At 65.4% G+C, this 24,417-nt stretch carries 24 protein-coding genes, 1 other RNA gene and 1 pseudogene; 9 read left to right on the top strand and 17 right to left on the bottom strand.

Annotated elements, in window-relative coordinates; all coding sequences use genetic code 11:
• The first annotated feature begins 199 nt into the window (after window positions 1-199).
• The 4 genes from ACCQ15_RS01225 (at window position 200) to ACCQ15_RS01210 (ending at window position 2,891) form a co-directional block, all read left to right on the top strand.
• On the top strand, window positions 200-1,462 hold the full coding sequence (locus tag ACCQ15_RS01225; RefSeq protein ID WP_031420693.1) for a cation:proton antiporter: 1,263 nt from the start codon (window positions 200-202) through the stop codon (window positions 1,460-1,462).
• A gap of 144 nt (window positions 1,463-1,606) precedes the next feature.
• Entirely contained in the window at window positions 1,607-2,335 is a 729-nt protein-coding gene (locus tag ACCQ15_RS01220) for a helix-turn-helix transcriptional regulator (protein ID WP_372381114.1), read from the top strand.
• Window positions 2,336-2,403: 68 nt separating this feature from the next.
• The gene (locus tag ACCQ15_RS01215; protein ID WP_011345970.1) at window positions 2,404-2,751 is read left to right on the top strand and encodes a VOC family protein; all 348 of its coding nucleotides are present in this window, start codon (window positions 2,404-2,406) and stop codon (window positions 2,749-2,751) included.
• A gap of 63 nt (window positions 2,752-2,814) precedes the next feature.
• A non-coding RNA gene (locus tag ACCQ15_RS01210) (sX9 sRNA) lies at window positions 2,815-2,891 on the top strand.
• A gap of 20 nt (window positions 2,892-2,911) precedes the next feature.
• On the opposite strand, the gene ACCQ15_RS01205 is transcribed toward ACCQ15_RS01210, so the two are convergent.
• A complete protein-coding gene (locus ACCQ15_RS01205; protein ID WP_014089023.1) occupies window positions 2,912-3,544 on the bottom strand; it encodes a TetR/AcrR family transcriptional regulator in 633 nt (210 codons plus the stop codon).
• Between the two features lie 9 nt (window positions 3,545-3,553).
• A pseudogene (locus ACCQ15_RS01200) lies at window positions 3,554-3,774 on the bottom strand (hypothetical protein).
• On the opposite strand from ACCQ15_RS01200, the gene ACCQ15_RS01195 reads away from it, so the two are divergent.
• Window positions 3,773-4,828: an MBL fold metallo-hydrolase gene (locus ACCQ15_RS01195; protein ID WP_372381113.1), complete on the top strand. Its 1,056-nt coding sequence runs from the start codon at window positions 3,773-3,775 to the stop codon at window positions 4,826-4,828. The pseudogene ACCQ15_RS01200 and the gene ACCQ15_RS01195 sit on opposite strands and share 2 nt — an antisense overlap.
• 394 nt (window positions 4,829-5,222) lie before the next feature.
• Here the strand turns inward: ACCQ15_RS01195 and dcp are convergent, their stop codons facing one another.
• The 4 genes from dcp to arfB all read right to left on the bottom strand — a co-directional run bounded on the left by dcp (window position 5,223) and on the right by arfB (window position 9,683).
• Window positions 5,223-7,406, bottom strand: a complete 2,184-nt coding sequence (gene dcp, locus ACCQ15_RS01190) for a peptidyl-dipeptidase Dcp (RefSeq protein ID WP_372381112.1) — start codon at window positions 7,404-7,406, stop codon at window positions 5,223-5,225.
• Between the two features lie 108 nt (window positions 7,407-7,514).
• Window positions 7,515-8,531 carry an isoaspartyl peptidase/L-asparaginase family protein gene (locus ACCQ15_RS01185; protein WP_218489007.1) on the bottom strand — a complete coding sequence of 339 codons (1,017 nt, stop codon included), beginning with the start codon at window positions 8,529-8,531 and terminating at the stop codon, window positions 7,515-7,517.
• Between the two features lie 88 nt (window positions 8,532-8,619).
• Window positions 8,620-9,249 carry a lysophosphatidylcholine acyltransferase gene (locus ACCQ15_RS01180; protein WP_011345965.1) on the bottom strand — a complete coding sequence of 210 codons (630 nt, stop codon included), beginning with the start codon at window positions 9,247-9,249 and terminating at the stop codon, window positions 8,620-8,622.
• Window positions 9,250-9,251: 2 nt separating this feature from the next.
• Window positions 9,252-9,683: an alternative ribosome rescue aminoacyl-tRNA hydrolase ArfB gene (arfB, locus tag ACCQ15_RS01175; RefSeq protein ID WP_005912264.1), complete on the bottom strand. Its 432-nt coding sequence runs from the start codon at window positions 9,681-9,683 to the stop codon at window positions 9,252-9,254.
• A gap of 55 nt (window positions 9,684-9,738) precedes the next feature.
• Between arfB and ACCQ15_RS01170 the strand changes: the two genes are divergently transcribed.
• Window positions 9,739-10,317, top strand: a complete 579-nt coding sequence (locus ACCQ15_RS01170; RefSeq protein ID WP_057681362.1) for a DUF2059 domain-containing protein — start codon at window positions 9,739-9,741, stop codon at window positions 10,315-10,317.
• A gap of 176 nt (window positions 10,318-10,493) precedes the next feature.
• On the opposite strand, the gene ACCQ15_RS01165 is transcribed toward ACCQ15_RS01170, so the two are convergent.
• From ACCQ15_RS01165 to ACCQ15_RS01150, 4 genes are all read right to left on the bottom strand, one after another.
• Window positions 10,494-11,246 (bottom strand): pseudouridine synthase, encoded by a 753-nt coding sequence (locus ACCQ15_RS01165; protein ID WP_372381526.1) that lies wholly within the window; start codon window positions 11,244-11,246, stop codon window positions 10,494-10,496.
• 254 nt (window positions 11,247-11,500) lie between these two features.
• On the bottom strand, window positions 11,501-11,998 hold the full coding sequence (locus ACCQ15_RS01160) for a cupin domain-containing protein (RefSeq protein WP_372381111.1): 498 nt from the start codon (window positions 11,996-11,998) through the stop codon (window positions 11,501-11,503).
• Window positions 11,999-12,007: 9 nt separating this feature from the next.
• A complete protein-coding gene (gene ubiB / locus ACCQ15_RS01155) occupies window positions 12,008-13,681 on the bottom strand; it encodes a ubiquinone biosynthesis regulatory protein kinase UbiB (RefSeq protein WP_372381110.1) in 1,674 nt (557 codons plus the stop codon).
• Window positions 13,678-14,322: a ubiquinone biosynthesis accessory factor UbiJ gene (locus tag ACCQ15_RS01150; protein ID WP_011345960.1), complete on the bottom strand. Its 645-nt coding sequence runs from the start codon at window positions 14,320-14,322 to the stop codon at window positions 13,678-13,680. The genes ubiB and ACCQ15_RS01150 overlap by 4 nt, the downstream gene beginning before the upstream one ends.
• Before the next feature lie 234 nt (window positions 14,323-14,556).
• Between ACCQ15_RS01150 and ddlA the strand changes: the two genes are divergently transcribed.
• Window positions 14,557-15,660 (top strand): D-alanine--D-alanine ligase, encoded by a 1,104-nt coding sequence (gene ddlA, locus ACCQ15_RS01145; protein WP_372381109.1) that lies wholly within the window; start codon window positions 14,557-14,559, stop codon window positions 15,658-15,660.
• Between the two features lie 188 nt (window positions 15,661-15,848).
• On the opposite strand, the gene ACCQ15_RS01140 is transcribed toward ddlA, so the two are convergent.
• From ACCQ15_RS01140 to oleC, 3 genes are all read right to left on the bottom strand, one after another.
• On the bottom strand, window positions 15,849-16,007 hold the full coding sequence (locus ACCQ15_RS01140) for a DUF1328 domain-containing protein (RefSeq protein WP_003468167.1): 159 nt from the start codon (window positions 16,005-16,007) through the stop codon (window positions 15,849-15,851).
• A 64-nt stretch (window positions 16,008-16,071) separates the two neighbouring features.
• Complete coding sequence (gene oleD, locus ACCQ15_RS01135) at window positions 16,072-17,082, bottom strand: 2-alkyl-3-oxoalkanoate reductase (protein WP_008572201.1); 1,011 nt, start codon at window positions 17,080-17,082, stop codon at window positions 16,072-16,074.
• A 227-nt stretch (window positions 17,083-17,309) separates the two neighbouring features.
• Window positions 17,310-18,971, bottom strand: coding sequence for an olefin beta-lactone synthetase (gene oleC / locus ACCQ15_RS01130; RefSeq protein WP_372183966.1), 1,662 nt, complete (start codon window positions 18,969-18,971; stop codon window positions 17,310-17,312).
• A gap of 320 nt (window positions 18,972-19,291) precedes the next feature.
• Between oleC and ACCQ15_RS01125 the strand changes: the two genes are divergently transcribed.
• Window positions 19,292-19,675 (top strand): YkgJ family cysteine cluster protein, encoded by a 384-nt coding sequence (locus ACCQ15_RS01125; RefSeq protein WP_008572198.1) that lies wholly within the window; start codon window positions 19,292-19,294, stop codon window positions 19,673-19,675.
• A gap of 155 nt (window positions 19,676-19,830) precedes the next feature.
• Here the strand turns inward: ACCQ15_RS01125 and ACCQ15_RS01120 are convergent, their stop codons facing one another.
• From ACCQ15_RS01120 to ACCQ15_RS01105, 4 genes are all read right to left on the bottom strand, one after another.
• Window positions 19,831-20,733, bottom strand: coding sequence for an alpha/beta fold hydrolase (locus ACCQ15_RS01120; RefSeq protein WP_014089013.1), 903 nt, complete (start codon window positions 20,731-20,733; stop codon window positions 19,831-19,833).
• Between the two features lie 148 nt (window positions 20,734-20,881).
• The gene (gene fic, locus ACCQ15_RS01115) at window positions 20,882-22,021 is read right to left on the bottom strand and encodes a protein adenylyltransferase Fic (protein WP_081711015.1); all 1,140 of its coding nucleotides are present in this window, start codon (window positions 22,019-22,021) and stop codon (window positions 20,882-20,884) included.
• An 83-nt stretch (window positions 22,022-22,104) separates the two neighbouring features.
• The gene (locus ACCQ15_RS01110) at window positions 22,105-23,121 is read right to left on the bottom strand and encodes a 3-oxoacyl-ACP synthase III (RefSeq protein WP_008572193.1); all 1,017 of its coding nucleotides are present in this window, start codon (window positions 23,119-23,121) and stop codon (window positions 22,105-22,107) included.
• A 101-nt stretch (window positions 23,122-23,222) separates the two neighbouring features.
• Window positions 23,223-23,543 carry a DUF4156 domain-containing protein gene (locus tag ACCQ15_RS01105; RefSeq protein WP_008572192.1) on the bottom strand — a complete coding sequence of 107 codons (321 nt, stop codon included), beginning with the start codon at window positions 23,541-23,543 and terminating at the stop codon, window positions 23,223-23,225.
• A gap of 386 nt (window positions 23,544-23,929) precedes the next feature.
• Between ACCQ15_RS01105 and ACCQ15_RS01100 the strand changes: the two genes are divergently transcribed.
• Window positions 23,930-24,391, top strand: coding sequence for an XAC0231 family protein (locus ACCQ15_RS01100; protein WP_008572191.1), 462 nt, complete (start codon window positions 23,930-23,932; stop codon window positions 24,389-24,391).
• The last annotated feature ends 26 nt before the right edge of the window (window positions 24,392-24,417 follow it).

The following is a 24,417-nucleotide window of genomic DNA, read 5'->3' as shown; positions in this document are numbered from 1 at the left end:
ACCTGCATTCGACCATCTATCCCTTACGTCAGGACGCATTGCCTGCGCGCGTTGATCGCCAACCTGATCGCAGCGCGTCGCCATGCATACACTAAGCGCCGGCATGCCGCGCATCGCCGTGTCGTCGGTTGGGGGGGAACTTGCCGATGCCCTGCAGGACGCGCGGCTGAGCCGACTCAACCACTGGAATGCTCACGCGATGAATCCGACCACGTTGTTGCTGGTGCAGTTGGCAGTGATCCTGGGCGCTGCGCGCCTGTGCGGTGCGTTGTTGCAACGCATTGGGCAGCCGCCGGTCATCGGCGAAATGGCGGCCGGGTTGTTGCTCGGTCCGATCGCATTCGGTGCCTGGCTGCCCGACCTGCACATGGCGTTGTTCGCCGCCAGAAGCCTGCCGCCGCTGTCCGGCCTGGCCACGATGGGCGTGGTGCTTTTCATGTTCGTGGTCGGTGTCGAATTGCGTGCGCCGGAAGGCACCAAGGCGCAAGTGCGCGCCTCGATCCTGGTGGGCGTGTCCGGCATCGTGTTGCCGCTGCTGCTCGGACTGGCTGCCGCGCCGTGGCTGTTCCCGCGCTTCGCACCGCAAGGCGTCAGCTTCTGGCCATTCGCGCTGTTCATTGCCGCGGCGATGTCGGTAACGGCATTTCCGGTGCTGGCGCGCATCCTCAAGGACCGCAACATGACGCGGACGCCCGCCGGCCGCCTGGCGCTGGGCGCGGCCGTGATCGACGACGCCACGGTATGGATCTTCCTGGCGATCGTGCTGACCCTGACCGGCAACAACGCGCATGGCGGCGTGGCGTTCACGGCCATCGGTGCGTTGGTCTTGATCGCCGCCGTGTTCGGTGTGCTCAGGCCTGCCTATGCGCGCGTGCTGCGGCCACATGCGCATGACGGCCGGTATGCACCGAGCGCGCTGGTATGGGTCTTGATCGGTCTGCTGGCGTGCGCCGCGCTGGCGGAGTGGATCGGGCTGCATGCGATCTTCGGTGCATTCCTGTTCGGCATTTGCCTGCCGCGCGATGACCGCCTGCTGGAACATCTGGCCGGGCGTATCGAGCCGCTGGCCATCACCCTGCTGATGCCGGTGCTGTTTGCGGTTGCCGGTCAAGCCACCAGCCCTGGTGCATTCGCCGGCGCCGGCCTGAGCGGACTTGTGCTGGTGATCGGGGTGGCGGTGGGCGGCAAGTTGCTCGGCTGCACGCTGGGTGCGCGCCTGAGCGGCCATCACTGGCGCGACAGTCTCACCGTGGGCTCGCTGATGAACGCACGCGGGCTGATGGAGTTGGTGGTGATCAAGATCGGCCTGGATAGCGGCGTGATCGGGCCGGATCTGTTTACGCTGTTGTTCGGCATGACGCTGGTGACCACGGTCATGGCCTCGCCGATGGTGGCCTGGTTCCAGCGCAAACGTCATGCAGCAGCCGATGCGCTGGCCGCAAGCAATTCACCTCACGGATGAGGGCGCGATGGTGCTGCGGTGCCGCGTCAGGCCCGATACCGTGCATGCAACTGGGCTGCCGTGCAGTGCATGCCATTGAATCATGGCGCGCTCCACGTTGCGGCACTGCACGCGCCCGCATCCACTCTTACGCAGAGTGCCGTCATGTCCGACCCAGCTGAGCCGTGTTATGCCGAAAGCGCGGCACCGCCTGCGTTACGCGCGCAGCTGCAGTGCAGCTGGCAATTTCGCCAGGGCAGTCACGCGCCGCAACCGGTGCTGGTGTTGCCCGATGGCAGCGTCGATCTGATCTGGAATGGCAGCGAAGTATTCGTCGCCGGGCCGGATCGCATTGCCAATCCCGCATCGGTGGCGGCAGGCACGACGTTGACCGGTGTCCGTCTGGCAGCGGGCGTGGCAGCCGGTCTGCCGCAGCTGCCGTTACACGCCATTGCCGACCAACGCGTTGCGCTGGAAACGCTGTGGGGCGAGCGGGGCCGCACATGGCAGCATCGCCTGGAAGACGGCGCCGACCCGTTACAGACCTTGCAGGCACTGTGCCAACAGCACGCCGCAGCGCGCGATCCGCAGATGGCTTGGCTGTTCGAACAACTGACCGTCGGCGCGCCGACCCGGCTAAGCGCGTTGACCGACGCGTTGGGAATCAGCGAGCGCTCGCTGCGCCGCCGCTGTCAGGACGCGTTCGGCTATGGCAGCAAGACGCTGGAGCGCGTCTTGCGCCTGCAGCGCTTCCTTCGGATCGTGCGAAGGCACCGCAACTTGACCGAGGCCGCGCTGCATGCAGGCTACGGCGATGCGCCGCATCTGGTGCGCGATGCACGTCAACTCACAGGGCTGAGTCCGCGCGCACTGGTGCAGCAGCATGCACGCTGAGTTGGCCGTTTTCGCCAAGCCACGCGCGTGCGCCATCTGCATGCTGTGCACTCGCTCAGGAGCACGCCATGACCGACACCACGCAGCACCGCATCGATTATCTGGAATTTGCCGTCGACTCGATCGCCGTCGCCAAAGCCTTTTACGGGCAGGCCTTCGGCTGGACATTTCAGGACTACGGCCCTGACTACTGCGAATTCCGCGACGGCCGCCTGAGCGGCGGTTTCTTCCATGGCACGCCGCAGCCGGGTGGCGCGCTGGTGGTGCTCGCCTCCGATGATCTGGCGCGCAGCCAGGCGCGTATCGAAGCGGCAGGTGGACGCATCACCCAACCGGTGTTCGCGTTCCCGGGCGGGCGCCGTTTTCACTTTGCCGACCCGCACGGCTATCCCTTGGCAGTGTGGTCGAAAGACTAAGCGCAGCTGCCAAAACGGCTGCGCGCGCCGCCAGGCGGCGCGGCCGGTGCGCGAAATCGGGGCACGTCCCACTCGTCCGCTGCGTCTGTGAGTGCGCCGGCTGCGCTCACCTGACGAATACTCGCTACGCCTTGTTAGCAAATGAACGGGCTGCCCGCGCTTATTTGCGCGCGTACAGCCCCAGGAACATCGCCACCGCCGATTCGGCCACCTGCGTCTGTTGCTGCGGCGACAGCGGCGGCTGGCCCATGGTGATCTGCGGCCAGAACGCAAAGCCCTTCACCAGCGCCTGCAACTGCTGCGCGGCGAATTCAGGCTCCACGCCTGCCAGCCGGCCATCGGCCAGTGCGGCACGCAGCCAGGTGGTGGTGCCCTCTTCCTTGCTGCCCAGCTGCGACAACAATTCGCGCGCACGCGCCGGCGAGTGGATGCCTTCGGCGATGGCCACGCGCGACAGATCGATGAACGCCGGGTCGTCCAACAGCCGCAGTTTCTGTTGCAGCAGGGCGATCAACTGCAGGTGCAGCGGTTGGTCGGGCCGATAGGCCAGGTTCACCGCCTCGGCGCTGCGTTGCCACAGTCCGCGCAAGATCTCGCCAAACAAGGCGTCCTTGCTGGGGAAGTGGTTGTAGACCGTGCGTTTGGAAACGCCGGCGGTGGCGGCCACGCGGTCCATGCTGGTCGCTTCGAAGCCGTGCTGCCGGAATTGGGCAATGGCGGCCTCCACGATGGCGTTGCGCTTGCGGTCGGTCAGGCGCTGGGGCGTGGCCGGAGGGGAAGATGCGGTCGACATGGGGCGATTTTACACCCGGCAGTTTACTTTCACGAAATAAAACTACACTGTGTAGTGTAATCAGTGCTGGTGCGCTGTGCGGTTGTCACCCCGCCGCCGTTGGTCTGTAGGAAGCTGCCTGTACGCCCGTCCATGCCGATCCTGACGCCAGGTCCACCCAGTGCTTGCTGCATCGCCGTTGCCTGATCGCTCGTCCTTCTGCTCTCCCACGTCTTGCCCGGACTTCCTATGGCTTCCCCACGCCCTTCCCCGTATGTCGATTCGCCGCAGTTTCGCGCTGGCCGCTTCCGTAATGCGATGCCGTTGCCGACCACCGTCATGACCCTGCGCGAGCAGCTCGGCCTGATGTGGGCCATGGTATTCGGCAAGCCCCGCACCACGGTGCCCTCCGCGCCCTTGCCGGTGCAGCCGCTGACACGCGCGCAACTGCTGGCCGCACCGGATCGCAGCCTGTACCGGCTAGGCCATTCCACCCTGCTGATGAAGCTGGCGGGCGGGCTGTGGCTGACCGACCCGGTGTTTTCCAAACGCGCCTCGCCGGTGCCGTTCGCCGGACCCAAGCGCTTCCACGCCCCGCCGATTGCGCTGGACGCGCTGCCGCCGCTGGCTGGGGTGATCCTGTCGCATGACCACTACGACCATCTCGACCGCGCCACCATCGGTGCGCTGGCCGACCGTGTCGGCGTGTTTGTGGCCCCGTTGGGCGTGGGCGACCTGCTGGTGCGCTGGGGCGTGGACCCGGCCAAGGTGCGGCAGCTGGATTGGTGGGAGTCGATCAGCATTGCCGGCCTGCAGCTCACCGCCACCCCGTCGCAACATTTTTCCGGCCGCGGGCTGTTCGACAATGGGCGCACGCTGTGGTGTTCCTGGGTGATCCAGTCAGGTGACCTGCGTTTGTTCTTCAGCGGCGACGGCGGCTATGGCCCGCACTTCAAGACCATCGGCGAGCAGCTCGGGCCGTTCGATGTCGCATTGATCGAAAACGGCGCCTACGACCACATGTGGCCGCACGTGCATATGCAGCCGGAGCAGACCTTGCAGGCGTTCATCGACGTCGGCGGCCGTAGCCTGCTGCCGATCCACAACGGCACCTTCGATCTGGCCATGCACGCGTGGCAGGAGCCGCTGGACCGGATCGTGGCGCTGGCCGACTCTGCTGGTGTCGCACTGATCACCCCGTGCATGGGCGAGCGTGTGGACTTGAATGCCCCCGGCAACCGCGTGCGTTGGTGGCGGCAGGACGCTGCGGCCACTGCGTCGGATGGAGTGGTGGCAACGCCGTAAATGGCCGGCTGCGGGGCCGGCGTGGGTGGCGGGTGTGGCTACGCCATGGTGCGTGTCATGCTTGTCGACGCCCTGGTGACCGCGTGCACAGCGCGACGCAAAGATCGGCAAGGTCGGTCTCTTCGACATCGCGAGTGCCACTGCCACGTGTCTCGATCTGCGCGTCTCGCACTGCAGCGGCAGGCATGCGGATACGACCGGCATGACGTGGCACGTACCCGGGCACGGTGCGTTAAAAACTGAATGCTGATCCTGAAAGTGGCAATACCGTCATGTAGCGCGTACATGCGCACAAACAAAAAACGGGATGGCACGTGGCCATCCCGTCTTGATTGCTCAGCACTGGCCAGGCATGCATGCCTTCGCATGCAAACATCGCCTACGCAGCACACGCTTACTCGGTCAATCCACGGTTTTCCAGCAGCGCCTTGACGCTGGGGTCCTTGCCGCGGAAATCGCGATACAGCGTGGCCAGGTCGACGGTGTTGCCGCGCGAGAGGATCTTGGCGCGGAACGTGTCGCCGTTCTTGCGGGTCAGGCCGCCGTTTTCCTTGAACCATTCGAACGCATCGTCGTCGAGCACTTCCGACCAGAAGTACGCGTAGTACCCGGCAGAATAACCGCCGCCCCAGATGTGGTCGAAGTAGCTGCTGCGATAACGCGGCGGCACTTCGGCCAGATCCACCTTGAAGCGCTTCAAGGCGTCGGCTTCGAACTTGCTCACGTCCTGCAGCGGCGCGTCGGCCGGCTGGGTGTGCCAGGCCAGATCCAGCAGCGCCGCCGACAGGTATTCGGTGGTGGCGTAGCCGCTGTTGAAGGTCTTGGCCTTCTTGATCTTTTCCACCAGCTCGGCCGGCATCGGCGCGCCGGTCTGGTAGTGCTTGGCGTAGTGGGCGAAGACCTTCGGATCGGACGCCCAGTGCTCGTTGAACTGCGAGGGGAATTCCACGAAGTCGCGCGAAGTGCTGGTGCCGGCAATCGAGGGGTACTTGACCTTGGAGAACATGCCGTGCAGCGCATGGCCGAACTCATGGAACAAGGTGGTGACGTCGTCAAAGCTCAGCAACGCCGGCTGGCCGGCGGCCGGCTTGGTGAAGTTGCACACGTTGTAGACCACCGGCTTGGCACCGGTAAGGCCATCCTGCTCGACGAACACGTCCATCCACGCGCCACCGGACTTGCTGTCGCGCTTGAAGTAGTCGGTGTAGAACAGCGCCATGGAAGTGCCGTCGGCATCGAACACCTCATACACCTTCATATCCGCGTGATAGGTCGGGATGTCGGTGCGTTGCTTGAAAGTGATGCCGTACAGCTGCGTGGCGGCGTAGAAGACGCCGTTCTGCAGCACGTTGTCCAGTTCGAAGTACGGCTTGATCTGCGCCTCGTCCAGGTCGTACTTGGCCTTGCGCACCTGCTCGGCGTAGAAGTCCCAATCGGACGCGGCGAGCTTGAAATCGCCGGTCTTTGCATCAGCACGTTGTGCGTCGATCACCTTTTGCATGTCGGCCACTTCGCGGCGCGCCTTGGCGGTGGCGGCCGGCACGGTGTCGGTCAGCAGCTTGAGCGCAGCATCCGGCGTCTTGGCCATCTGGTCGCCCAGGCTGTAGGCGGCGTAGTTGTCGAAGCCCAGCAACTTGGCCTTTTGCGCGCGCAGCTGCGCCAGGCGCTGGATGGTCTGGCGGGTGTCGTTGGCATCGCCCTTTTCTGCGCGCGTTTCAGAGGCCTTCAACACCTCGGCACGCAGCTGGCGATCCTTCAGCGAGGCCAGCACCGGCTGCTGGGTGGTGTTCTGCAGGGTGAGCAGATACTTGCCATCGAGCTTGCGGGCCTTGGCGGCATCGGCCGCGGCGGCGATATCGCCTTCGCTCAGGCCATCGAGCTTGGCCTTGTCGTCCACCACTACCGCGCCGGCGGCCGAGGCGGCGACCAGGCGGGTATGGAACTGCGTGGAGAGGGTGGTTTCTTCCACGTTGAGCTTGCGCAGGCTGTCCTTGTCGGCATCGGACAGCTGCGCGCCGGCGCGTACCAGCTCTTCGTAGTCGCGCTCGACCAGACGCTTCTGCTCCGGGTCCAGATTCAGCGTGTCGCGCTGGTCGTAAATGGTTTTGACGCGTGCGAAGAGTTTGGGGTCCAGATTGATCTCGTCCTGATGCGCGGCCAGCTTGGGCGCGATCTCTTCCTGGATTTTCTGGCGTGCGTCGCTGGTATCGGCCTGCACTAGCCCGAAGAAGATGCGCGACACGCGCGTAAGCGTTTCGCCACCACGCTCCATCGCTTCGATGGTGTTGTCGAAGGTGGGCGCTTGGGGGTTATCGGCGATCTTGCGGATGTCGGCCAGATGCTGGCGCATGCCTTCTTCGAACGCCGGCAGGTAATCGGCGTCCTTGATCTTGTCGAACGGCGGCGCCTGGAACGGCAGCGTGCTGGCAGTCAGCAAGGGGTTGGATGCAGCATCCGCGGCCGGGGCCGGGGCGGTTTTCTCGGTCACGGTGGTGGACTCCTGGCCGGACGGCTCTTTTCCAGAACAAGCAGCCAGTGCCAAGGTGATGGCAGCGGCCAGAACGACGGTACGCGACATGGCGTGTGATTCCTGAGTGGGTAGTGCAGCCGGCCACGCTAGCGGGTTTCGCGCCCGCTGGCATGTGCCGTTGGATTGGGTCGACGGACGCGGTTGGGGATGGCGGCGCTACAGCGTCTCGTCCTTGAAAATCGCCACATGCGGGGTGCCGTCGGCACCGATCCAGCCGCGGTACATGCCCTCGGTATTGAAGGGAAACGCCAGGTTGCCCTGTGCATCCAGCGCGATGGCGCCGCCGTCGCCGCCGGCCTTTGGGATCTGCTGGTCGATCACGGTCTCGGCCGCCTGCTGCAGCGATTGTCCGGCGTATTTCATGCGCGCGCAGATGTCGTAGGCCGCCACGGCGCGGATGTAGAACTCGCCCCAGCCGGTGCCCGACACCGCGCATTGGCTGTTGGCATAGGTGCCGGCGCCGATGATCGGCGCATCGCCCACGCGGCCATAGCGCTTGTTGGTCATGCCGCCGGTGGAGGTACCGGCAGCCAGATGGCCGTCGCGGTCCAGCGCCAGCGCACCGACCGTGCCGAAATGCTTGGCGGTTTCCAGGTCCAGCTGCGCCTGCGCCTGCCGATCGCCAGCCTCGGCCTTGAGCGCCTTCTGCAGCTGCTTCCAGCGCTTGTCGGTGCGGAAATAGCTGGGGTCGACCAGGGCGACGCCTTGCTCGCGCGCGAATTGCTCGGCGCCGTTGCCGACCAGCATGACGTGCTTGGAGTGGTCCATCACGCGGCGTGCCAGCTGGATCGGGTTCTTGACCGTGTGCACGCCGGCAATCGCGCCGGCCTTGCCGCTGGCGCCGTCCATGATGGCCGCGTCCAGTTCGTTCCTGCCGTCGTGGGTAAACACCGCACCACGCCCCGCATTGAACTGCGGTGCGTCCTCCAGCACGGTGATCGTGGCGGCCACTGCATCCACCGCACTGCCACCGCGGTTCAACACCGCGTGCCCGGCGCGCAGTGCGCGTTGCATCGCCTCGCGCGCCTGCGCCTGCTCGTCCTTGGAAAGGCTGGATTTCTCCACGCCCGCACCACCGTGGATCACCAGCATCGGCGTGGCCGACAGCGCCGGGCCGGCGATGAGCAGCAGAGAAAGCGACAGACACAACGCGCGTGCGCACCTAGCGATCATGAAGTGCCTCGATGGAATGCATATTCGACGACAGGCGCACCGGTTCACCAACCAACGCCGACGATCCTTCAACCGCGCGCCACGCCACTCACAACGTATCGCGATGCTTGCCGCGCCACGGTCGGTACCAGGTGCGGATGGCGGCGATATCGGCGGCCATGTCGTTACCGGTCCAGAACGGCTCGCCGATGCCCACCGTCTTGCTGGGGTAGTCGAAATACACCGGCAGGATCGGCACGTTGGAATCGGAAGCGATCTTCCAGAAGCCGGCCTTCCATTGCTCCACCCGCTTGCGCGTGCCTTCGGGGGTGATCACGTACCACATCTGCTCGGAGTTACGGATCAGCCGCACCGCCTGGCCGATGGTGCCCTGTGGCGAGCTGCGGTCCAGCGGAATGCCGCCGAGCTTGCGCAGCAGCGGGCCCAGCGGCCACCAGAACAGCTGCGCCTTGCCCAGCACGCGCACTTCAAAACCCAGCGCGAACTTGGCCGCAAAGCCCAAAAAGCCGTCCCAGTTGGACGAATGCGGGGCCACGATCATGACCAGCTTGGGCTCGTCGGGCAGCCGCCCGAGCAGGCGCCAGCCGGTCACGCGCAAGGCGGTACGGCCCAGCCAACGGATGAAGCGGCCATGGGCACGCGGCATCCGGGGCGGAGATGGCTGCAGCAGGATGTTGGCCTGTGTTACCGGTGGCAACGACGGGTCGGGTTGACTCACGCTTACTCCCAGTGGGACGCAGAGCGTCCACGCTTGATTTGGCTGCGTTCCCGCTTGGCATCCAGCCGCCGCAGCTTGGCACCATGACTCGGTTTGGTGGCGACCCGGCGCTTGGGCACCGACAGGCACGCACTGATGATTTCGACCAGCCGCTCGCGCGCATCGTCGCGGTTGCGGTCTTGGGTGCGGAAGCGCTGCGCGTCGATCACCAGCACGCCGTCGGCCGTCATGCGGCGGTCGCGCCGCGACAGCAGCCGCGCCCGCAGCGGCTCGGGCAGCGACGGCGACCCAGCCACGTCGAAACGCAGCTCCACCGCGGTGGAGACCTTGTTGACGTTCTGCCCGCCGGCGCCGCTGGCACGCACGAAGCGTTCGACGAGTTCGCTCGGCGGAATCGTCAGGCTGGGGGTGATCTGGATCGGGTCGCTGGCCATGTGCGCCGATTGTATCGGCAGCGGCGTGGACGCGCGCGCGAACGCCGGCTCCCGTATGCTGCGGCCGGTCCCCCGTTTGCAGGATGCTCCGATGACACCTACCCATTCGCTCACTGCCACGCGCCACCTTGCGTGCCGGCTGCTGCTGTCGGCCCTGCTGGCCGTGGCTGCCCCGGCGGCATTGGCGCAGGCGCCCAGCGATGCCGACATCAACCGCCTGCTGGCCGCCTCGCGCGCGCAGACCATGCTGGATACGATGCTGCCGCAGATCGAAGCACTGCAGCAGCAGCAATTCGCCCAGCTCACCGCACAGCGCCAGCTCGACCCCGACCAACAGGCACAGCTGCAGCGCATCCAGGAACGCACCCGCCAGACCGTGCGCAAGGCGCTGTCGTGGTCGGAACTGCGCCCGATGTATGTGGATATCTACAAGCGCTCGTTCTCGCGCGAGGACGTGCTGGCCATGGCCGAGTTCTACGAGAGCTCGGCCGGCCAGAGCCTGCTCGACAAGACCCCGGCCCTGACCCAGAACCTGATGGGCGCCATCCAGCAAAGGATGCTGCCGCTGTTTGCCGACCTGCAGAAGGACCTGGAGAAGATCGTCAACGAACCTGCGCCGGCCAAGAAGCCCTGAGAGGCGGGGAATGGGAAATGGGGAATCGTCAGAGCTTGCTTTGCTGGGGCTTTGAGTTAGCGGAGAGTGGCATGCGCGTTGACCAGGCGGGCTGAGCGCGCGCCCTCATCCGCCTCTGTGGCGCCCCTCCCCCGTAGGACGATCAGGGCGCTCCCGCGCGACAGCGGTGGCGCCACCTACAACTGCGCCACGTCCCAACCAAACAACACACACGCCTTGGTGAACTCCGCATCCAGTGGCGCGGTGATGCTGATGCGCCGGCCACCGCCCGGATGCGGAAATTCCAGGCGTTCGGCGTGCAGCAACATGCGGTGGATGCCGAGCATGCGGAAACTGCGGTTGTGGCGGCCGTCGCCGTGGCTGGTGTCGCCGATCATGTGATGGGACAGGTGCTTCATATGCCGGCGAATCTGCCGGAAGCGGCCGGTCTGCGGCTGACAGCGCAGCAGTGCGTAGCGCGAGGTGGTGAACCCGGTGGAAGGAATCTCCAGCTCGCCGGTGGCCAGACGCTGGAAATGCGTCACGGCCGGCTTCTTGACCGGCTTGCCCGGCCCGCCGTCCAGGTCATGGTCGACGATGAAGCGCTCCTCGGCCGGCCAGCCGCGACAGACGGTGAGATAATCTTTCTCCACCTCGCCCGCCATCAAGGCCTTGCCCAGCGCACTGGCGCTGTCGCGATCGAAGGCCAGCAGCAGGCAGCCGCTGGTGGCGCGGTCGAGCCGGTGCACCAGAAAGATCGGCTTGCCCAGCTGCTCGCGCAGACGGTCGGCCAGGAAGTCGTCCTCCCCACGCGCCAGCTTGCTGTCATGGACCATCAGGCCGGCGGGTTTGTCGACGACGGCCAGGACATCGTCCTGGTAGAGAATCTGCAGATGCTTGGGGGATATGCTCACCGGCGGATTATCCGCATCGCCGACACCGCATGCCACTGCATCGCCGCTGCCGACGGCGAACAGACCGTGCTGTCGCCAGCCACGTGTACGGCAATGGCTGCGGCCTGGACCGCTCGTACGGTGCAATTGCTGCGCGCTCCACACGCAACTGATGCCTGCCCGCCGCATGGGTGGCTGCTTCACGTCTCACTTGCCCCAACCACGCCAGCGTCAGGGCAGCAGACGGATGCGCGTATCGCGGTGTATTGCGCCATCGTGCAACGCCAACAGATGGACCACCACCGGCGCGCTCAGTAGGGCGTGCCGTTCTTGTGCCGGTACGCGCGCTGCCCGTCCGCCACGGGGACCAGCATCAGGTCATCGTCCGGATAGGTCACGCAATCGCCGGCACTGCGGTCGCCCACTTCCAGGTACGTCACCACCGCCTGGCTGCGATTGATCAGGCAATGCGCATCGCCGGCGCGGAAGCCAACGCACATGCCCGGCTGCAGCAACTGCTCGCCGGCGTTGGTGATCAGGCTGGGCGCGCCGCTGACGATGTAGACGAACTCGTACTGTTGCGAATGCCCGTGCCGCAGCGCCGAACGTGCACCCGGCGCCAGCGTGGTCAGGTTGACGCCGAAGTTGCGCAGCCCGAACACCTCGCCCAGTGCGCGCTTCTGGCGGCCGCCCATCTGCGCGGCGAACACCGGCGGATAGCTGGATTCTTGCGTGCGCGGTGGCGCATCCAGCGCCGCAATCGCCGCTACGGGTGTGCTTGCGTCCAAGGTATCGGTTGCGTCGGGCATGGTCGTCCCCTATCGCCGCAACCAGGCGACCAGCAGCGCGGCCGAACCGGCGCCGCCGCTGATCCAGCTCCACACCGGCACCGTACCCAGGTACCAACCATCCGGATGCAGTCCATAGAGCACGGCCGCGACCACCAGTAACCCGCTGCCGGTGATGGCGGTCACCACGCGGGTCTGCAGCTTGCGCAGGCTCAGGTCCAGGGCGAGCAGTTCGGGCGAGCGGATGTCGATCTGATGGCGGCCTTCCACCTGCTGCTTCAGCCAGCTGTGCACCAGGCGCGGCATGTCCGGCGCATGGGTCATGATCTCCGGCAACCGCTTGCCCAGTTCGCGCAGCACGAGGCGCGGGCTGTAACGCTCGCGCAGGATGCGTTCGAGCACCGGTCGCGCCACTGCCCAGATATCCAGCTTGGGGTCCAGCTGCCGGCCCACGCCTTCGATATTGAGCAGCGTTTTTTGCAGCAAGATCAGCTGCGGCTGCAGGGTCAACTCATAGCGCTGCGCCACGCGGAACAATTTGATCAGCACCTGCGCCAGCGAAATCTCCGACAACGGCCGGGTGAAATACGGCTCGCATACCGAGCGCGCGGCCGCTTCCAGTTCGTCGATGCGCACGTTGCTGGGCATCCAGCCGGCCTCCACGTGCAACTCGGCCATGCGGCGGTAATCCTTGTGGAAGATCGCCATGAAGTTCTCGGCCAGGTAGTACTGATCTTCCTGCGAGAGCTGGCCCATGATGCCGAAATCCAGCGCGATGAAGCGCGGGTTGAGCCGGCGTTCCGGGTCCGAATCGACCCAGATGTTGCCGGCGTGCGCATCGGCATGGAAGAAGTTGTCGCGAAATACCTGGGTGTAGAACACGCGCACGCCCTTGGCCGCGAGCGCCTTGCGATCGATGCCCGCCGCATCGAGCTTGGCGATGTCGTCGGATGGAATGCCGTACACGCGCTCCAGCGTGAGCGCGCGCTCGGCGGTGTGCGACCAGATCACTTCCGGCACGTACAGATCGTCCGAGCCTTCCCAGAACCGGCGCAATACGCTGGCGTTGGCGCCTTCGCGCTGCAGGTCCAGTTCGGCGGCCAGCGTGCCTTCGATCTCGGCCACCACTTCACGCGGACGGATCTTGTCGGCACGCGGGTGGGTGCGCTCGACCAAAGTGGCCAGCGAGTGCAGCAACGCGATATCGGCATCGATCTGGCGTTCGATGTCCGGACGCAGCACCTTGACCACCACTTCGCGGCGCACGCCGTTGGCATCGGGCGGCAACGTGGCCGCATGCACCTGCGCGATCGACGCCGAGGCCAGCGGCACGGTATCGAAGCTGGCAAACGCCACGCTGACCGGCAGGCCGAGTGCGGCTTCGACGATCAGGCGCGCGGCCTGGCCATCGAACGGCTTGACCCGGTCCTGCAGCAAGGTGAGTTCTTCGGCCACGTCGGCCGGAATCAGATCGCGCCGGGTGGACAGAATCTGCCCGAACTTGACGAAGATCGGCCCCAGTTCCTGTAGCGCCAGGCGCAGCCGCGCACCGCGCGATTGCGCGGCGATTTCGGCGCTGGCACGCGGCACGAAGGGCTTGGCCAAACGCAACCAGCGCTCGGCCGGGGTGCCTTCCAGCAAGGCATCCAGGCGATAGCGCAGGATCACCCGGCCGATGCGGCTTGCCCGCAGGATCGCCTTCATGCCGTGCCTCCGCTCGCACGCAGGCGGCGCACGCGCGCGGCCAGCCGTTCGACGTCATCGCGTAGCTCGTCCACGTCGTCATGGAAAGCCTCGAGCTCGGCGCGCGGCACCACATCGCGCGATTCTTCGGTGACAAATTCGGCCGCGCTCTGCGCCAGATCCACCGCACTGCGACGTGCCTGCTGCAGCGCTGCGCGCACCGCGCCGGCGATCTGCACGCCCAGGATGTCGCCGAACACCGTAACGAACGGCAACTGCCAATCCGGGTCGAAGCGGCCGGCCAGTTGCTGCAGCTGGCGCGCCAGTTCGGCATCGCCGGAAACCTTGAGCCGACCGGCCGGCGCGCCGGCGCGACGTGCGTTGGCCAGCAGCGGCAGTTGCCCGAGCAAGCCGGCCAGGCTGCTGCGCACCGCCAGGTCAGGTTCCTGTGCCTGATCGACCGGGCCGACCAGCAACCGGCGCTCGTGCACGCGGATCTGCAGGGCCAGCGCGGGCGCCTCCAGGGTCAGCGCGATGCGCTGGCCTTCCAGCGGCAGCAGGGCGTCGCGGGTATCCGGGTCCAGCGCCAGCGCACGGTTGAGCGCTGCCTGCAGGGCCTGGCCGGCGAGCGGCTTGAGAGAATTGAAGAGTGATCCGGGCATGCCCGCATTCTACCGCCCCTGCATGTCGCAGCTGCCTGACGGCGGTGTGGCACGTGCGCCGGCTGTCGGTACGGCGGTCGTGCGGTCGTTGCGACGGCAGGTTGCCGGGCACCGCGGCGCATGGTCAGGCGCATCGGGCACGCCGGCGTTGTTCGCCATGGTTGGCTGCAGCACGACTTCCTTCAGCGCATACGCCACAGGCATCCTGTCCACTTCCAATGGCAGGAGCAGGCAATGCGCATGATTCGGGTCGGCCTCATCTTCGGTGGCAAATCGGCCGAGCACGAGGTCTCGTTGCAATCGGCGCGCAATATCCTGGATGCGCTGGACCCGCAACGCTTCGAGCCGGTGCTGATCGGTATCGACAAGCAAGGCCAGTGGCACGTCAACGACCCCGACAGCTTCCTGCTGCATGCCGACGACCCGGCGCGCATTGCGCTGCATCGTAGCGGGCGCGGCGTAGCGCTGCTGCCGGGCGCGCAACAGCAGCAGGTGCGGCCGATCCAGCCGGAGCAGGCGCTGGCGCAGATCGATGTGGTGTTCCCTATCGTGCACGGCACCCTGGCCGAGGACGGCTCGCTGCAGGGGCTGCTGCGCATGGCCAACCTGCCCTTCGTGGGCTCCGGCGTACTGGGCTCGGCGGTCGCGATGGACAAGGACATGGCCAAGCGCGTGTTGCGCGATGCCGGGCTGGCGGTGGCGCCGTTCGTCTGCTTCAACCGCCACACCGCCGCGATGGCCGATGTAGAGGCGTTGATCGCGCAGTTTGGCTTGCCGCTGTTCGTCAAACCGGCCAACCAGGGCTCGTCGGTGGGCGTCAGCCAGGTGCGCAGCGCCGATCAGTTCGCCGCTGCACTCGCCTTGGCCTTGGCCTACGACCACAAGGTGTTGGTGGAAGCGGCCATTGCCGGGCGCGAAATCGAATGTGCCGTGCTGGGCAATGCCACACCCCAGGCCAGCGTCTGCGGCGAGGTGGTGGTGCACGACGCGTTCTATTCGTACCAGACCAAATACATCAGCGAACACGGCGCGGAGATCGTGATCCCGGCCGACATCGATGCGCGGACCCAGCAGCGCATCCAGCAAATCGCGGTGCAGGCTTACCAGGCGCTGGACTGTGCAGGCCTGGCACGGGTGGATGTCTTCCTGTGCGCCGATGGACGCATCGTGATCAACGAGGTCAACACGCTGCCGGGCTTCACCCGCATCAGCATGTATCCGAAATTGTGGCAGGCAAGCGGGCTGGACTATCGCAGCCTGATCACGCGGTTGATCGAGCTTGCACTAGAACGGCATGCCGACGACCAATTGCTGCGCAGTGCGGTCCAACTGCCTTGATGGCGCTGCCGCCGTTACATCGCATACAAGCGCGCGCCCTCGACCACGACGCCGCGCTTGGACTCAACAACGCACATTCAAAATGCGCGCATCTCCGGCCACAACGCACAGGGCCCGCGTCCTTGCGGAAGCGGGCCCTGTGAGCGCCAACCGGCAGCGCCGCTGCCGTGACGTATCGCAGCTAAGCGTTATACCTTGCCGCGACGGAACATCGAGATCACTGCCAGGATCAGGAACACCACGAACAGGATCCAGGCGATGTTGGTCGCCGCACCGGCGATACCGCTAAAGCCCAGCACAGCAGCGATGATGGCGATGACGAAAAAGATGATGGCGTAATGCAGCATGGCAAGGTATCCAGAAGTTGTCGTGCCGAATCGGCGCAGACGTATCTTGTGGATATGCCGGTCTTTATCCGGTGATGGCGATGTCGTTGGAAGATGAGGATCGCAGCCGTTGCAGGCCTTCTTCGATGCTGATGCGCGGTACATAGCCGAAGTCGCGACGTGCCGGCTCCATGCTGTACCAATGCGGCGTACACAGCTGTTCCACCAGAAAACGCGTCAACGGCACCTCGCCTGGCAGACGCAACAGTGGCCATAGCGTTTCGCACACGGCGCCGATGCGGTAGGCGGTGTTGAATGACAGCGAGCGCGTGACTGCCGGCGCGTCCACCGCAGCCAGCAAACGATTGAGCAACTCGCGCATCGGCAGCGGTTCGCCATTGGAAATGAAGTACGCCTTGCCTGCGCAGGCAGCGCCCACGGCAAGGTGCTCGAACGCATCGAAATGCGCCTGCGCGGCGTTGTCGATGTACGTGCTGTCGACCAGATTGCTGCCATCGCCGACCATGCGCAGCCGCCCGGCACGCGCACGCGCGGCCAGGCGCGGCAACAAGTGATTGTCGCCCGGACCCCAGATCAGGCGCGGTCGCAGCGCCACTGTCGCCAACTGGGCATCGTTGGCCGCCAGCACTGCACGCTCGGCAATGGCCTTGGTTGCCGCGTAGGCGGCGCGCAGATTCTCGCCATACGGCACTTCGTCGGCACCGAGTCCTTCCACCGGGTTGGTGGCGCGATGGGTGACGCTGGGCGTGGAGGTATAGATCAACCGCGGCACGCCATTGGCGCGGCAGGCCTCGATCACGTTCTGCGTGCCTACCACATTGGCCTGGTGATAGCTGTCGTAACTGCCCCATGCGCCGGCCTTGGCGGCATTGTGGAACACCGCATCGATACCGGCGAAGGCATGCCGCACCGCCTGCGGGTCGGCCAGGTCGCCGCGGATCTGGCCCACGCCCAGGCGTTGCAGCACCGGGTAATCGCCGCGCTGGAAGCTCACCACCTCGTGCCCACGCGCGCGCAGGCCGCGGCACAACGCCTGGCCAAGAAAACCGCCACCACCGGTCACCAATACCTTCATCGCACCACACCTCGCCTCTGAGGGACGACACCATAGCCGGCCACACCCGACTTGGCGATCTTGCGTCGACGCGCGGCCGTGCAGGCTGCCGTCAAGGGCCGCAGCGACCAACAAACACTGCGCCTAATCCGTGGCGGGCGGGTGCGGTGATCGGAATCGACCACTTGCGCGCTGCAATTTACGAGTGCGCCATCCATACCCGCCTGACCACTAGGCGCTCCCTGTTGTCATCCGTTCTTGTGCAGCTGCTGCGCTGTCCACACCGCCAGCGTTTCGCGGCCGATCTTGGCGTTGTGGCGGATGTCGACCGGAAAACCGGAGTGGCGCAGGAAACGCGCGATACCTGCGGTGTGCGGGTGGGCAGCGCCCAGCGCGCGCAGGTCGCTTTCCACCTGTGCGAACGCGGGAGCAGACACCCCCGGCTGCAACTCCACGCACAGCACCGGTTGCTGCTGTCCGGGCGCACCCACGCCCACCAGCGCGGTGCGCCGCACCTGCGGATGCACGTTGAACACCGGCTCCACCTGTTCGGTGTACAGCGGGCCGCTGGCGGTTTCCACGCGCTGGGTCTTGCGCCCACAGAACCACAAGCGTCCTTCGGCGTCGAAATATCCGACATCGCCCATGCGGTGCACGACGCGCTCGCTGCCATCGCTGCGGCGTTCGCGAATTTTGGCGATGCGCGTGGCCGCATCGCGGTTGAAATAGGTGTCGGTGGCGGTGGGGCCGGCAACGGTGATCTCGCCGACCTCACCGGTCGCCAGCACGCGCACGCCACTCCAATCGGCAATGGCCGCATCGTCAATCGCAATAATGCGCACCTCATTCGGCGCGACCACCTGGCCCACACAGGTGCCGGCACCAGCCTCGGTGGCGGCGCGCGTGGCATCCAGGGTGCGCCCTTCGATCGCGGCCACCGGCAGGCATTCGGTGGCGCCGTACGGGGTCCAGAACTGCGCATCGTCCGGCAGCAGCGCGCGGATCTTCGCCACCACATCCGGCGGCACCGGTGCACCGGCCGACGTGGCCAGGCGCACGTTGGGAAGCGGCTGCCCATAATCGGCCAGCACGCGCATCAGGGCCGGCGAACCGAACAACTGGGTGACACCGAAGCGCGCGATCGCATCATGCAACTTGCGCGGGTCGGCACTGCCCGGGCGGGTCGGATCCATGTCCGGAATCACCGAGGTCAGCCCCAGCGCCGGATCGAACAAGGCGAACGGCGGAAACGTCGGCAGATCCACCCCGCCCGGCTGCATGCCGAACGCATTGCGCAGCAATTCGATCTGCCCAACAAAGTGCCGGTGGCGATACACCACGCCCTTAGGCACGCCGGTCGAGCCGCTGGTGAACAGGATCGCCGCCACATCGTCCGGCCCGGTGTGGGCCAGCTGGCTCCCGGCGCCGGCACCATCGCGCTCCACGCGCGCCAGCGTCACCCCGCCCCAGCCATAACGTCCGCCGACGGTAACGATCTGTTTGGCAGAGCGCGCCCAGCGCAGCAAACGGCGCGCCAGCTGCGCCAGCGCAATGCCGATAAATGCCTGCGGCTGCGCTTCGTCCAGGCACTGCTTGAGCGCACGTTTGTCGATGCCGGGGTCCACCAGCACCGGCACCGCGCCAGCCTTGAACAAGGCGAACATCAGCAGGAAGAATTCCGGCGACGGCCGCACCATCACCACCGCACGCGCGCCGCGCCCGATGCCGTGGCGTGCCAGCCCGGCGGCGATCGCATCGCTGCGCGCATCCAGCTCGGCATAGCTCAAGGTCAGATCGTAGGCGGCAAACCCGTTGGCACCGCGAGCGCCCGGGCAACGGATGGCGATCTGGTCGGGGCGCTCGCGCGCCAGTTGCGGAAGGGTGGCCGCGATATTGCAGAGGGTCGTCATCTGCGCATTATCACCCATGCGCCAATGACGCCGGCCGCTGCAGGCTGCCTGAAGGCGACGCGCGGCGCGGGCGCAAGCGCGGCTCATCATCACCTGACGCCATGACGCATCGCTGCGCGACAGTACCCGACCCAATCGCCGCAACGCGTTCGCAGCGCATGCCTGGGTGCGCGGCACGCGTGGAGCGCCGCCCACCCAGGCATGGCGGCGCGCATCTGAATCGCTAACCGGTCACCGCGGCACGCTACTTGTATCGCGGCGCGGTTCGGTCAAAATGCCGCGCTTCCCACGCGATTTCGCCGCGCCAGGCTCGGCATTCCATGGCACACCCCTGCCTTACCTGCGGCGCCTGCTGCGCCTATTTCCGCGTCAGTTTCCATTGGAGCGAAGCCGATCCTGCATTGGGCGGCAGGGTGCCGATCGAGCTGACCGACGCCCTACGCACGCATGAGCGGGTGATGCGCGGCACCTCGCAGTCGCAGCCGCGCTGCATCGCGCTGGACGCGGACATCGGGCGCTACAGCCGCTGCAGCATCCACGACCGCCGCCCCTCGTCCTGCGCGGCCGTGCCGGCCTCGCTGGAATTCGGGCAGCGCAGTGCGCAATGCGATAAATCGCGTTTGGCGCACGGCCTGCACGCACTGACCGATGCCGATTGGGTTGGCGTGGACGACGCACAACGCAACCCGCTGCCGCCGGTGTAATGCCGTAGCGCAGCACCTGGTGTCGTGCTCGCAATCGCGTCGGCAGGCATCTGGCCGGGATGACCGATGCGCTGCATCGGATTTGGATGCAGTCATTCCAGTCATTGCGTGCAGTGAGCTGACGCGTGGCCGCACGCTGCTGCCGGCGCAATGCGCTAGAGCGGATTGCGCTCCAGAAACGCGCGAATCGCCGGCACCAACACCTCATGCTTGTCTTCCAGCACATAGTGATTCGCATCGTCGAATGCTGTCACTTCGGCCTGCGGCAGTGCCTTGCGAAAGCCGGCCAGGAAGTGCTTGTCGAAGCAAATGTCGCGCAGGCCCCAGGCAATGAAGACCGGACGATCGGCGAACGCAGGCAGCGCCTGCGCCGAGCGCTCCAGCAGCGACCACCCCTTGTCGGCCGGCGATAGCGGAATATCCTGCATGAAGCGGATGGTGGAGATGCGATTGCGCCAGTTGTTGTACGGCGCCACATACGCACGGCGTACATCCGACGGCATCGGCCGCGACACGCCCAACCATGAAGCGCCGGACGAGAACGCATTGAACGTGCGGATGAACCACTCGCCCAGCCGCCAGTGCCGGCCCATCGCAATCTGCCACGGCATCGGCTTTTCCGCCGGCAGCGGGAACGCTGCGGTGTTGGTGATGACCAGCCGCTTGACCTGGGCGTGATGCGACAACGCCCAGCCGAACCCGATCATGCCGCCCCAATCGTGCACTGCCAGCGTCACCGGCCCGGTGATGCCCAGATGTCGCAACAACGTATCCAGATCGTCCACGCGCGATTGCAGCGTGTAGTCATAACGCGGCTGCGCGTCGGGCGCATCGTCCGGCTTGTCGGACAGCCCCATGCCGATGTGATCGGGCACGATGCAGCGGTAGCGATCGGACAGGCCGCTCACCAGATGCCGCCACAAATAACTCCACGACGGATTGCCGTGCAGCATGACAACCACCTCGCCATCGCGCGGGCCTTCGTCCAGATACGACATCGCAACGCCGGGGCGCACTTCAAGGCGCTTGGGGGTAAAGGGGTAGCCGGGGTAATTCATGCAAAAACGCGTCCGATTCAGTTCGAGTAATTTCGCGCGGTGCAGGTGCTGCCCTGTACCGCACACAAGTGCAGATTACGTTGGTTGTCACGATGCGTCCGGGCCAAGGCACGCCAGCCGTAGCGGAGATTCGAATAGCTCCCAAGCGTCACTCGGCTTGCCTGGCATGCCCCCGATACGGCGGCAGTTGATGCTCGTCGCTGGACAGCAGCTGTAAAAATGCCGGATGTAGGAACAGTTTTTCCTTGCCTAAACGCTGCTCTTTCAAGACACCGATATCTACCAGTTCCTTGAGGTGACGTGCAGCGGTTTGCCTGGTCACGCCCAGCACCTCTACAACATTTTGGATGCGGCAATACGGCTGGTTGAAGATCACATCGACAAGCTCGCGGCTGTAGGCCTTCGGTGCGAGGCTGCGGACGTGATCTTGCGCCTGTGCCTCCAAGCCGCGAATCGCCTGGATTTTGGCTGTTGTCCATGCAGCAGTCTCAGCGACGGCAGCGAGCATGTAATGAATCCACTCGGCCCAGTGCCCATGCCGCGTCACGTCCAGCAGCAAGCGGTAGTAGTCGCTGCGATGTCGAATGATGTAGCGCGACAGATACAGCACCGGTACATCGAGTAATCCTTGTTCGATCAGCATCAGCAGATTCAACACCCGCCCTGTGCGACCGTTACCATCGGTAAATGGGTGGATCGCTTCGAATTGATAATGCGCAACCGCCATCCGGATCAATGGATCGACATCGGTGTGTTCGTGGATAAAGCGCTCCCAGTTCGCGAGTTTGTCGCGTAGCAGCGTTTCACCCACTGGCGGGGTATAAATGATCTGCTGGATCTGATCGTTAGCCAGCGCAGTACCAGGCACGCGACGAACCTGCATCTGTACCGCGTTGATACGACTGCACACGACAATTGCGGTTTCGGTACACAGCGGCCGCTGTCTGAGCGATTGAAAGCCTTCGTACAGCGCACTGCGGTAACGCAGGGCTTCTTTGGTCGCGGGGTTTTGGGCGCGCTCTTGGTCGTCTGCGTAGCGAAATAAATCGTCAGTGGTCGTGACGATGTTTTCGATCTCCGAGCTGGCCTGCGCCTCCAGGACCGGAATCGTATTGATCAACACGGCCGGGTTGGGTAACAACGCGGTGGCCTGTTTCAGTTCGGCCAGGGCGGTGCGTGCGACGATGCAGGCCTTGAGCAGGCTGCGGGTTTCTATATCTCCCGCCGGCGGTAGCGGCGGGAGAGCATTGTGGGGTTGACCCGGGTCGAAAGCGGGTGGTTCATCCATGGCACCTGCTCATGTTGCGAGAACGAACATGATGCAAGAACGCGTTCTAAAAATCCATTTTTTTTAACGCGTCTTTCCGTGCATCACCAAACCACTTCGGCCATCGAGCAGTTCAAGCCCGAGCCAATGCCCAGCAGCGCGATGCGGTCGCCCTTCTTCAGGCGGCCCAGCTCCTTGAGCTTGCTCAGCACGATCGGCACCGAGGCCGGGCCGATGTTGCCGTGCTCGCCGAAGATGGTCATGACCTTGGCCGGGTCGATGCCGAACGACTTCACGAAGGCGGCGGTGTGCGGGCGGCTGACCTGGTGGATGACGAACTGGTCCAGCTCCTCCACCGCCCAGCCCAGCACCTGCCTGGCGGCCATGAAGGTCTTCTGGGCCAGCTTGATCCCTTCGATCAGCAACAAGCGGGTGTCGGTGACCATACGGTCCAGGTTGCCCCGGCACAGCTTGTTCCACTCGGTGGCCGAACGGGTCACGCCGCCCTTGTAGCGCGGCGCGTCGGGCACCAGCTCGGTGCGCGCCATGACCATGGCTGCTGCACCGCAGCCCAGTGTCAGCGCGGCGAGTTCATTGCGAAACTCCTCCTCGGTGACATCCGGCGAGGTCATGCGCTCAAGGGTCTTTTCGTACACCAGGTTGGCAGTCTCGCCATCCACCACCAACGCATAGTCGATCTCGCCGCGCTCGAGCATGCGTGCGGCGATGTCCATGCCATTGATGAAGGCCAGGCAGGCGTTGGCCACGTCGAAGGTGACGCAGTGGTCGCCCACGCCCAGGTTGCCGGACACGATGGACGCCGTGGACGGCTCCAGGTAATCGCGGCTCACCGAGGTATTGACCAGCAGGCCGATCTTCTCGATGCCGATACCGGCATCGATCAGCGCCTTGCGCGCGGCCTGGGTGGCGGCGTCCGATGCCTGGACATCCTGGTCCCACAAGCGCCGTGCATGGATACCGGCAACGTCGCCCAACACGTCGGTCTTGATTCCGAGGCGGTCGTAGGTCGGTTGCAGGCGTTCGTTGATTTCCTTGGAAGTCAGCGTGTGCGGCGCATCAACATGCGCCAGTCCCGCGATGGAGACATTCTGGAAGAGCATCGAAGTAGCGCCATGGCGTCAGGCGAGGGGGCGCTAGTCTAGCCGCTGGCTGGTTTTACCGCATCTTTACAATTGAATCGCCTGCGCCCCAGCCCAACGGTTCAGCGCGGGGGGCAGCGGAAGGCGTTGAAACGCTGGCTGCCGTCGGCCGGCTGGCCTTGCGCCTGCACCGCATTGGCGTTGGCGCCGGGGGCCTCGTTGCGCGCCAGCGTTTCCAGCTCTTCCTGCACGCGCAGCGGGTTGCGGTTGTAGAAGCCGACCTTGCTCTTGACCGTCACCACCACTTCGCCCTGCTGCTGACACCCCGCTGGCACAGGGCCTGCGGGCAGCACCCGCACACTTTTGCCGCTTTGTTCGATCGGCACCCAGGTGCACGCCGCAGTGGTGGTGGCAACCAGAACAGACAGCATCAGCACGCGCATAAGTCATCACACCTGTGGGGAAAGCCGGATTGTGCCGCAGTTGCCTGCTGGCGATCCGGCGCGCGGTGGCACCCGCCATCCACCCATTCAGCGCACCGAACCGCCTTGCCTTGAGCGTGCATACCCGTTTGGCCGCGGTGTCCGCCGTCCTGCAGCGCGTCCGGGTGTCCGGACACGGACACTCCTACGCGACTGAAGACCCTTTAAAAACAATGGCTTTTTGTTGGCACACCGTTTGCTCTTCTGTATCTCGCAACCGCCGGCAGCCGCTGAAACTGACTTTTCGCTGAACAAAATAAAAAGCCACGCGAAAGTTCTTGTGCGTACCGAAGCGGTGTACTACCTTACTACCACACCACTGATTAACAACACCAAGAGACCCCGCCATGAAGACCCAGACCCTGCGCATCGCCCTCTCCACCGCCCTGTTCGCTGGCGCCACCCTGGCCGGGTTTGCCCAGGCCGCGAGCCTGACCACCCTGGACACCGTCCAGGTTCGCCCGGCCGCCGACCAGATCGCCCAGCAGACACTGGAGCGCAACAGCGCCATTCGCACCCTGACCGCCGTGCAAGTGCGTCCCTCGGCCGAGCAAGTGGCCGCGCTGGCCGCCGAACAGGCCGGCCCGCGCATCGTCACCTTGGCGGCGGTGCAGGTGCGCCCTTCGGCTGAACAGCGTGCTGACCTGGTGGTGCGCAGCGCCGCCGCCAGCGCGCAGAGCGCCTCCAGCCAGGCAGCTGGCGCCATCGGTGCACTGATGGGCCAGGTCATCGTGAACCTGCCGACGCCGCAGCTGCAGCCCTCGCCGGCCGAACTGGAAGCGCTGGTCAACGCCGCCATCAGCCTTTAAGCACGCGCGCAGCTACACTTGCGCGC

Origin of the sequence: Xanthomonas sp. NCPPB 1754, from assembly GCF_041475725.2 — a bacterium.
GTDB classification, from domain to species: domain Bacteria; phylum Pseudomonadota; class Gammaproteobacteria; order Xanthomonadales; family Xanthomonadaceae; genus Xanthomonas; species Xanthomonas euvesicatoria.
This window is presented reverse-complemented; position numbering and strand designations above follow the sequence as displayed.

Coding starts and splice junctions, on each gene's coding strand:
- ACCQ15_RS01225 (WP_031420693.1), top strand. CDS start 200: ATGAATCCGACCACGTTGTTGCTGGTGCAGTTGGCAGTGATCCTGGGC.
- ACCQ15_RS01220 (WP_372381114.1), top strand. CDS start 1,607: ATGTCCGACCCAGCTGAGCCGTGTTATGCCGAAAGCGCGGCACCGCCT.
- ACCQ15_RS01215 (WP_011345970.1), top strand. CDS start 2,404: ATGACCGACACCACGCAGCACCGCATCGATTATCTGGAATTTGCCGTC.
- ACCQ15_RS01205 (WP_014089023.1), bottom strand. CDS start 3,544: ATGTCGACCGCATCTTCCCCTCCGGCCACGCCCCAGCGCCTGACCGAC.
- ACCQ15_RS01195 (WP_372381113.1), top strand. CDS start 3,773: ATGGCTTCCCCACGCCCTTCCCCGTATGTCGATTCGCCGCAGTTTCGC.
- dcp (WP_372381112.1), bottom strand. CDS start 7,406: ATGTCGCGTACCGTCGTTCTGGCCGCTGCCATCACCTTGGCACTGGCT.
- ACCQ15_RS01185 (WP_218489007.1), bottom strand. CDS start 8,531: ATGATCGCTAGGTGCGCACGCGCGTTGTGTCTGTCGCTTTCTCTGCTG.
- arfB (WP_005912264.1), bottom strand. CDS start 9,683: ATGGCCAGCGACCCGATCCAGATCACCCCCAGCCTGACGATTCCGCCG.
- ACCQ15_RS01170 (WP_057681362.1), top strand. CDS start 9,739: ATGCTGCGGCCGGTCCCCCGTTTGCAGGATGCTCCGATGACACCTACC.
- ACCQ15_RS01160 (WP_372381111.1), bottom strand. CDS start 11,998: ATGCCCGACGCAACCGATACCTTGGACGCAAGCACACCCGTAGCGGCG.
- ubiB (WP_372381110.1), bottom strand. CDS start 13,681: ATGAAGGCGATCCTGCGGGCAAGCCGCATCGGCCGGGTGATCCTGCGC.
- ACCQ15_RS01150 (WP_011345960.1), bottom strand. CDS start 14,322: ATGCCCGGATCACTCTTCAATTCTCTCAAGCCGCTCGCCGGCCAGGCC.
- ddlA (WP_372381109.1), top strand. CDS start 14,557: ATGCGCATGATTCGGGTCGGCCTCATCTTCGGTGGCAAATCGGCCGAG.
- ACCQ15_RS01140 (WP_003468167.1), bottom strand. CDS start 16,007: ATGCTGCATTACGCCATCATCTTTTTCGTCATCGCCATCATCGCTGCT.
- oleD (WP_008572201.1), bottom strand. CDS start 17,082: ATGAAGGTATTGGTGACCGGTGGTGGCGGTTTTCTTGGCCAGGCGTTG.
- oleC (WP_372183966.1), bottom strand. CDS start 18,971: ATGACGACCCTCTGCAATATCGCGGCCACCCTTCCGCAACTGGCGCGC.
- ACCQ15_RS01125 (WP_008572198.1), top strand. CDS start 19,292: ATGGCACACCCCTGCCTTACCTGCGGCGCCTGCTGCGCCTATTTCCGC.
- ACCQ15_RS01120 (WP_014089013.1), bottom strand. CDS start 20,733: ATGAATTACCCCGGCTACCCCTTTACCCCCAAGCGCCTTGAAGTGCGC.
- fic (WP_081711015.1), bottom strand. CDS start 22,021: ATGGATGAACCACCCGCTTTCGACCCGGGTCAACCCCACAATGCTCTC.
- ACCQ15_RS01110 (WP_008572193.1), bottom strand. CDS start 23,121: ATGCTCTTCCAGAATGTCTCCATCGCGGGACTGGCGCATGTTGATGCG.
- ACCQ15_RS01105 (WP_008572192.1), bottom strand. CDS start 23,543: ATGCGCGTGCTGATGCTGTCTGTTCTGGTTGCCACCACCACTGCGGCG.
- ACCQ15_RS01100 (WP_008572191.1), top strand. CDS start 23,930: ATGAAGACCCAGACCCTGCGCATCGCCCTCTCCACCGCCCTGTTCGCT.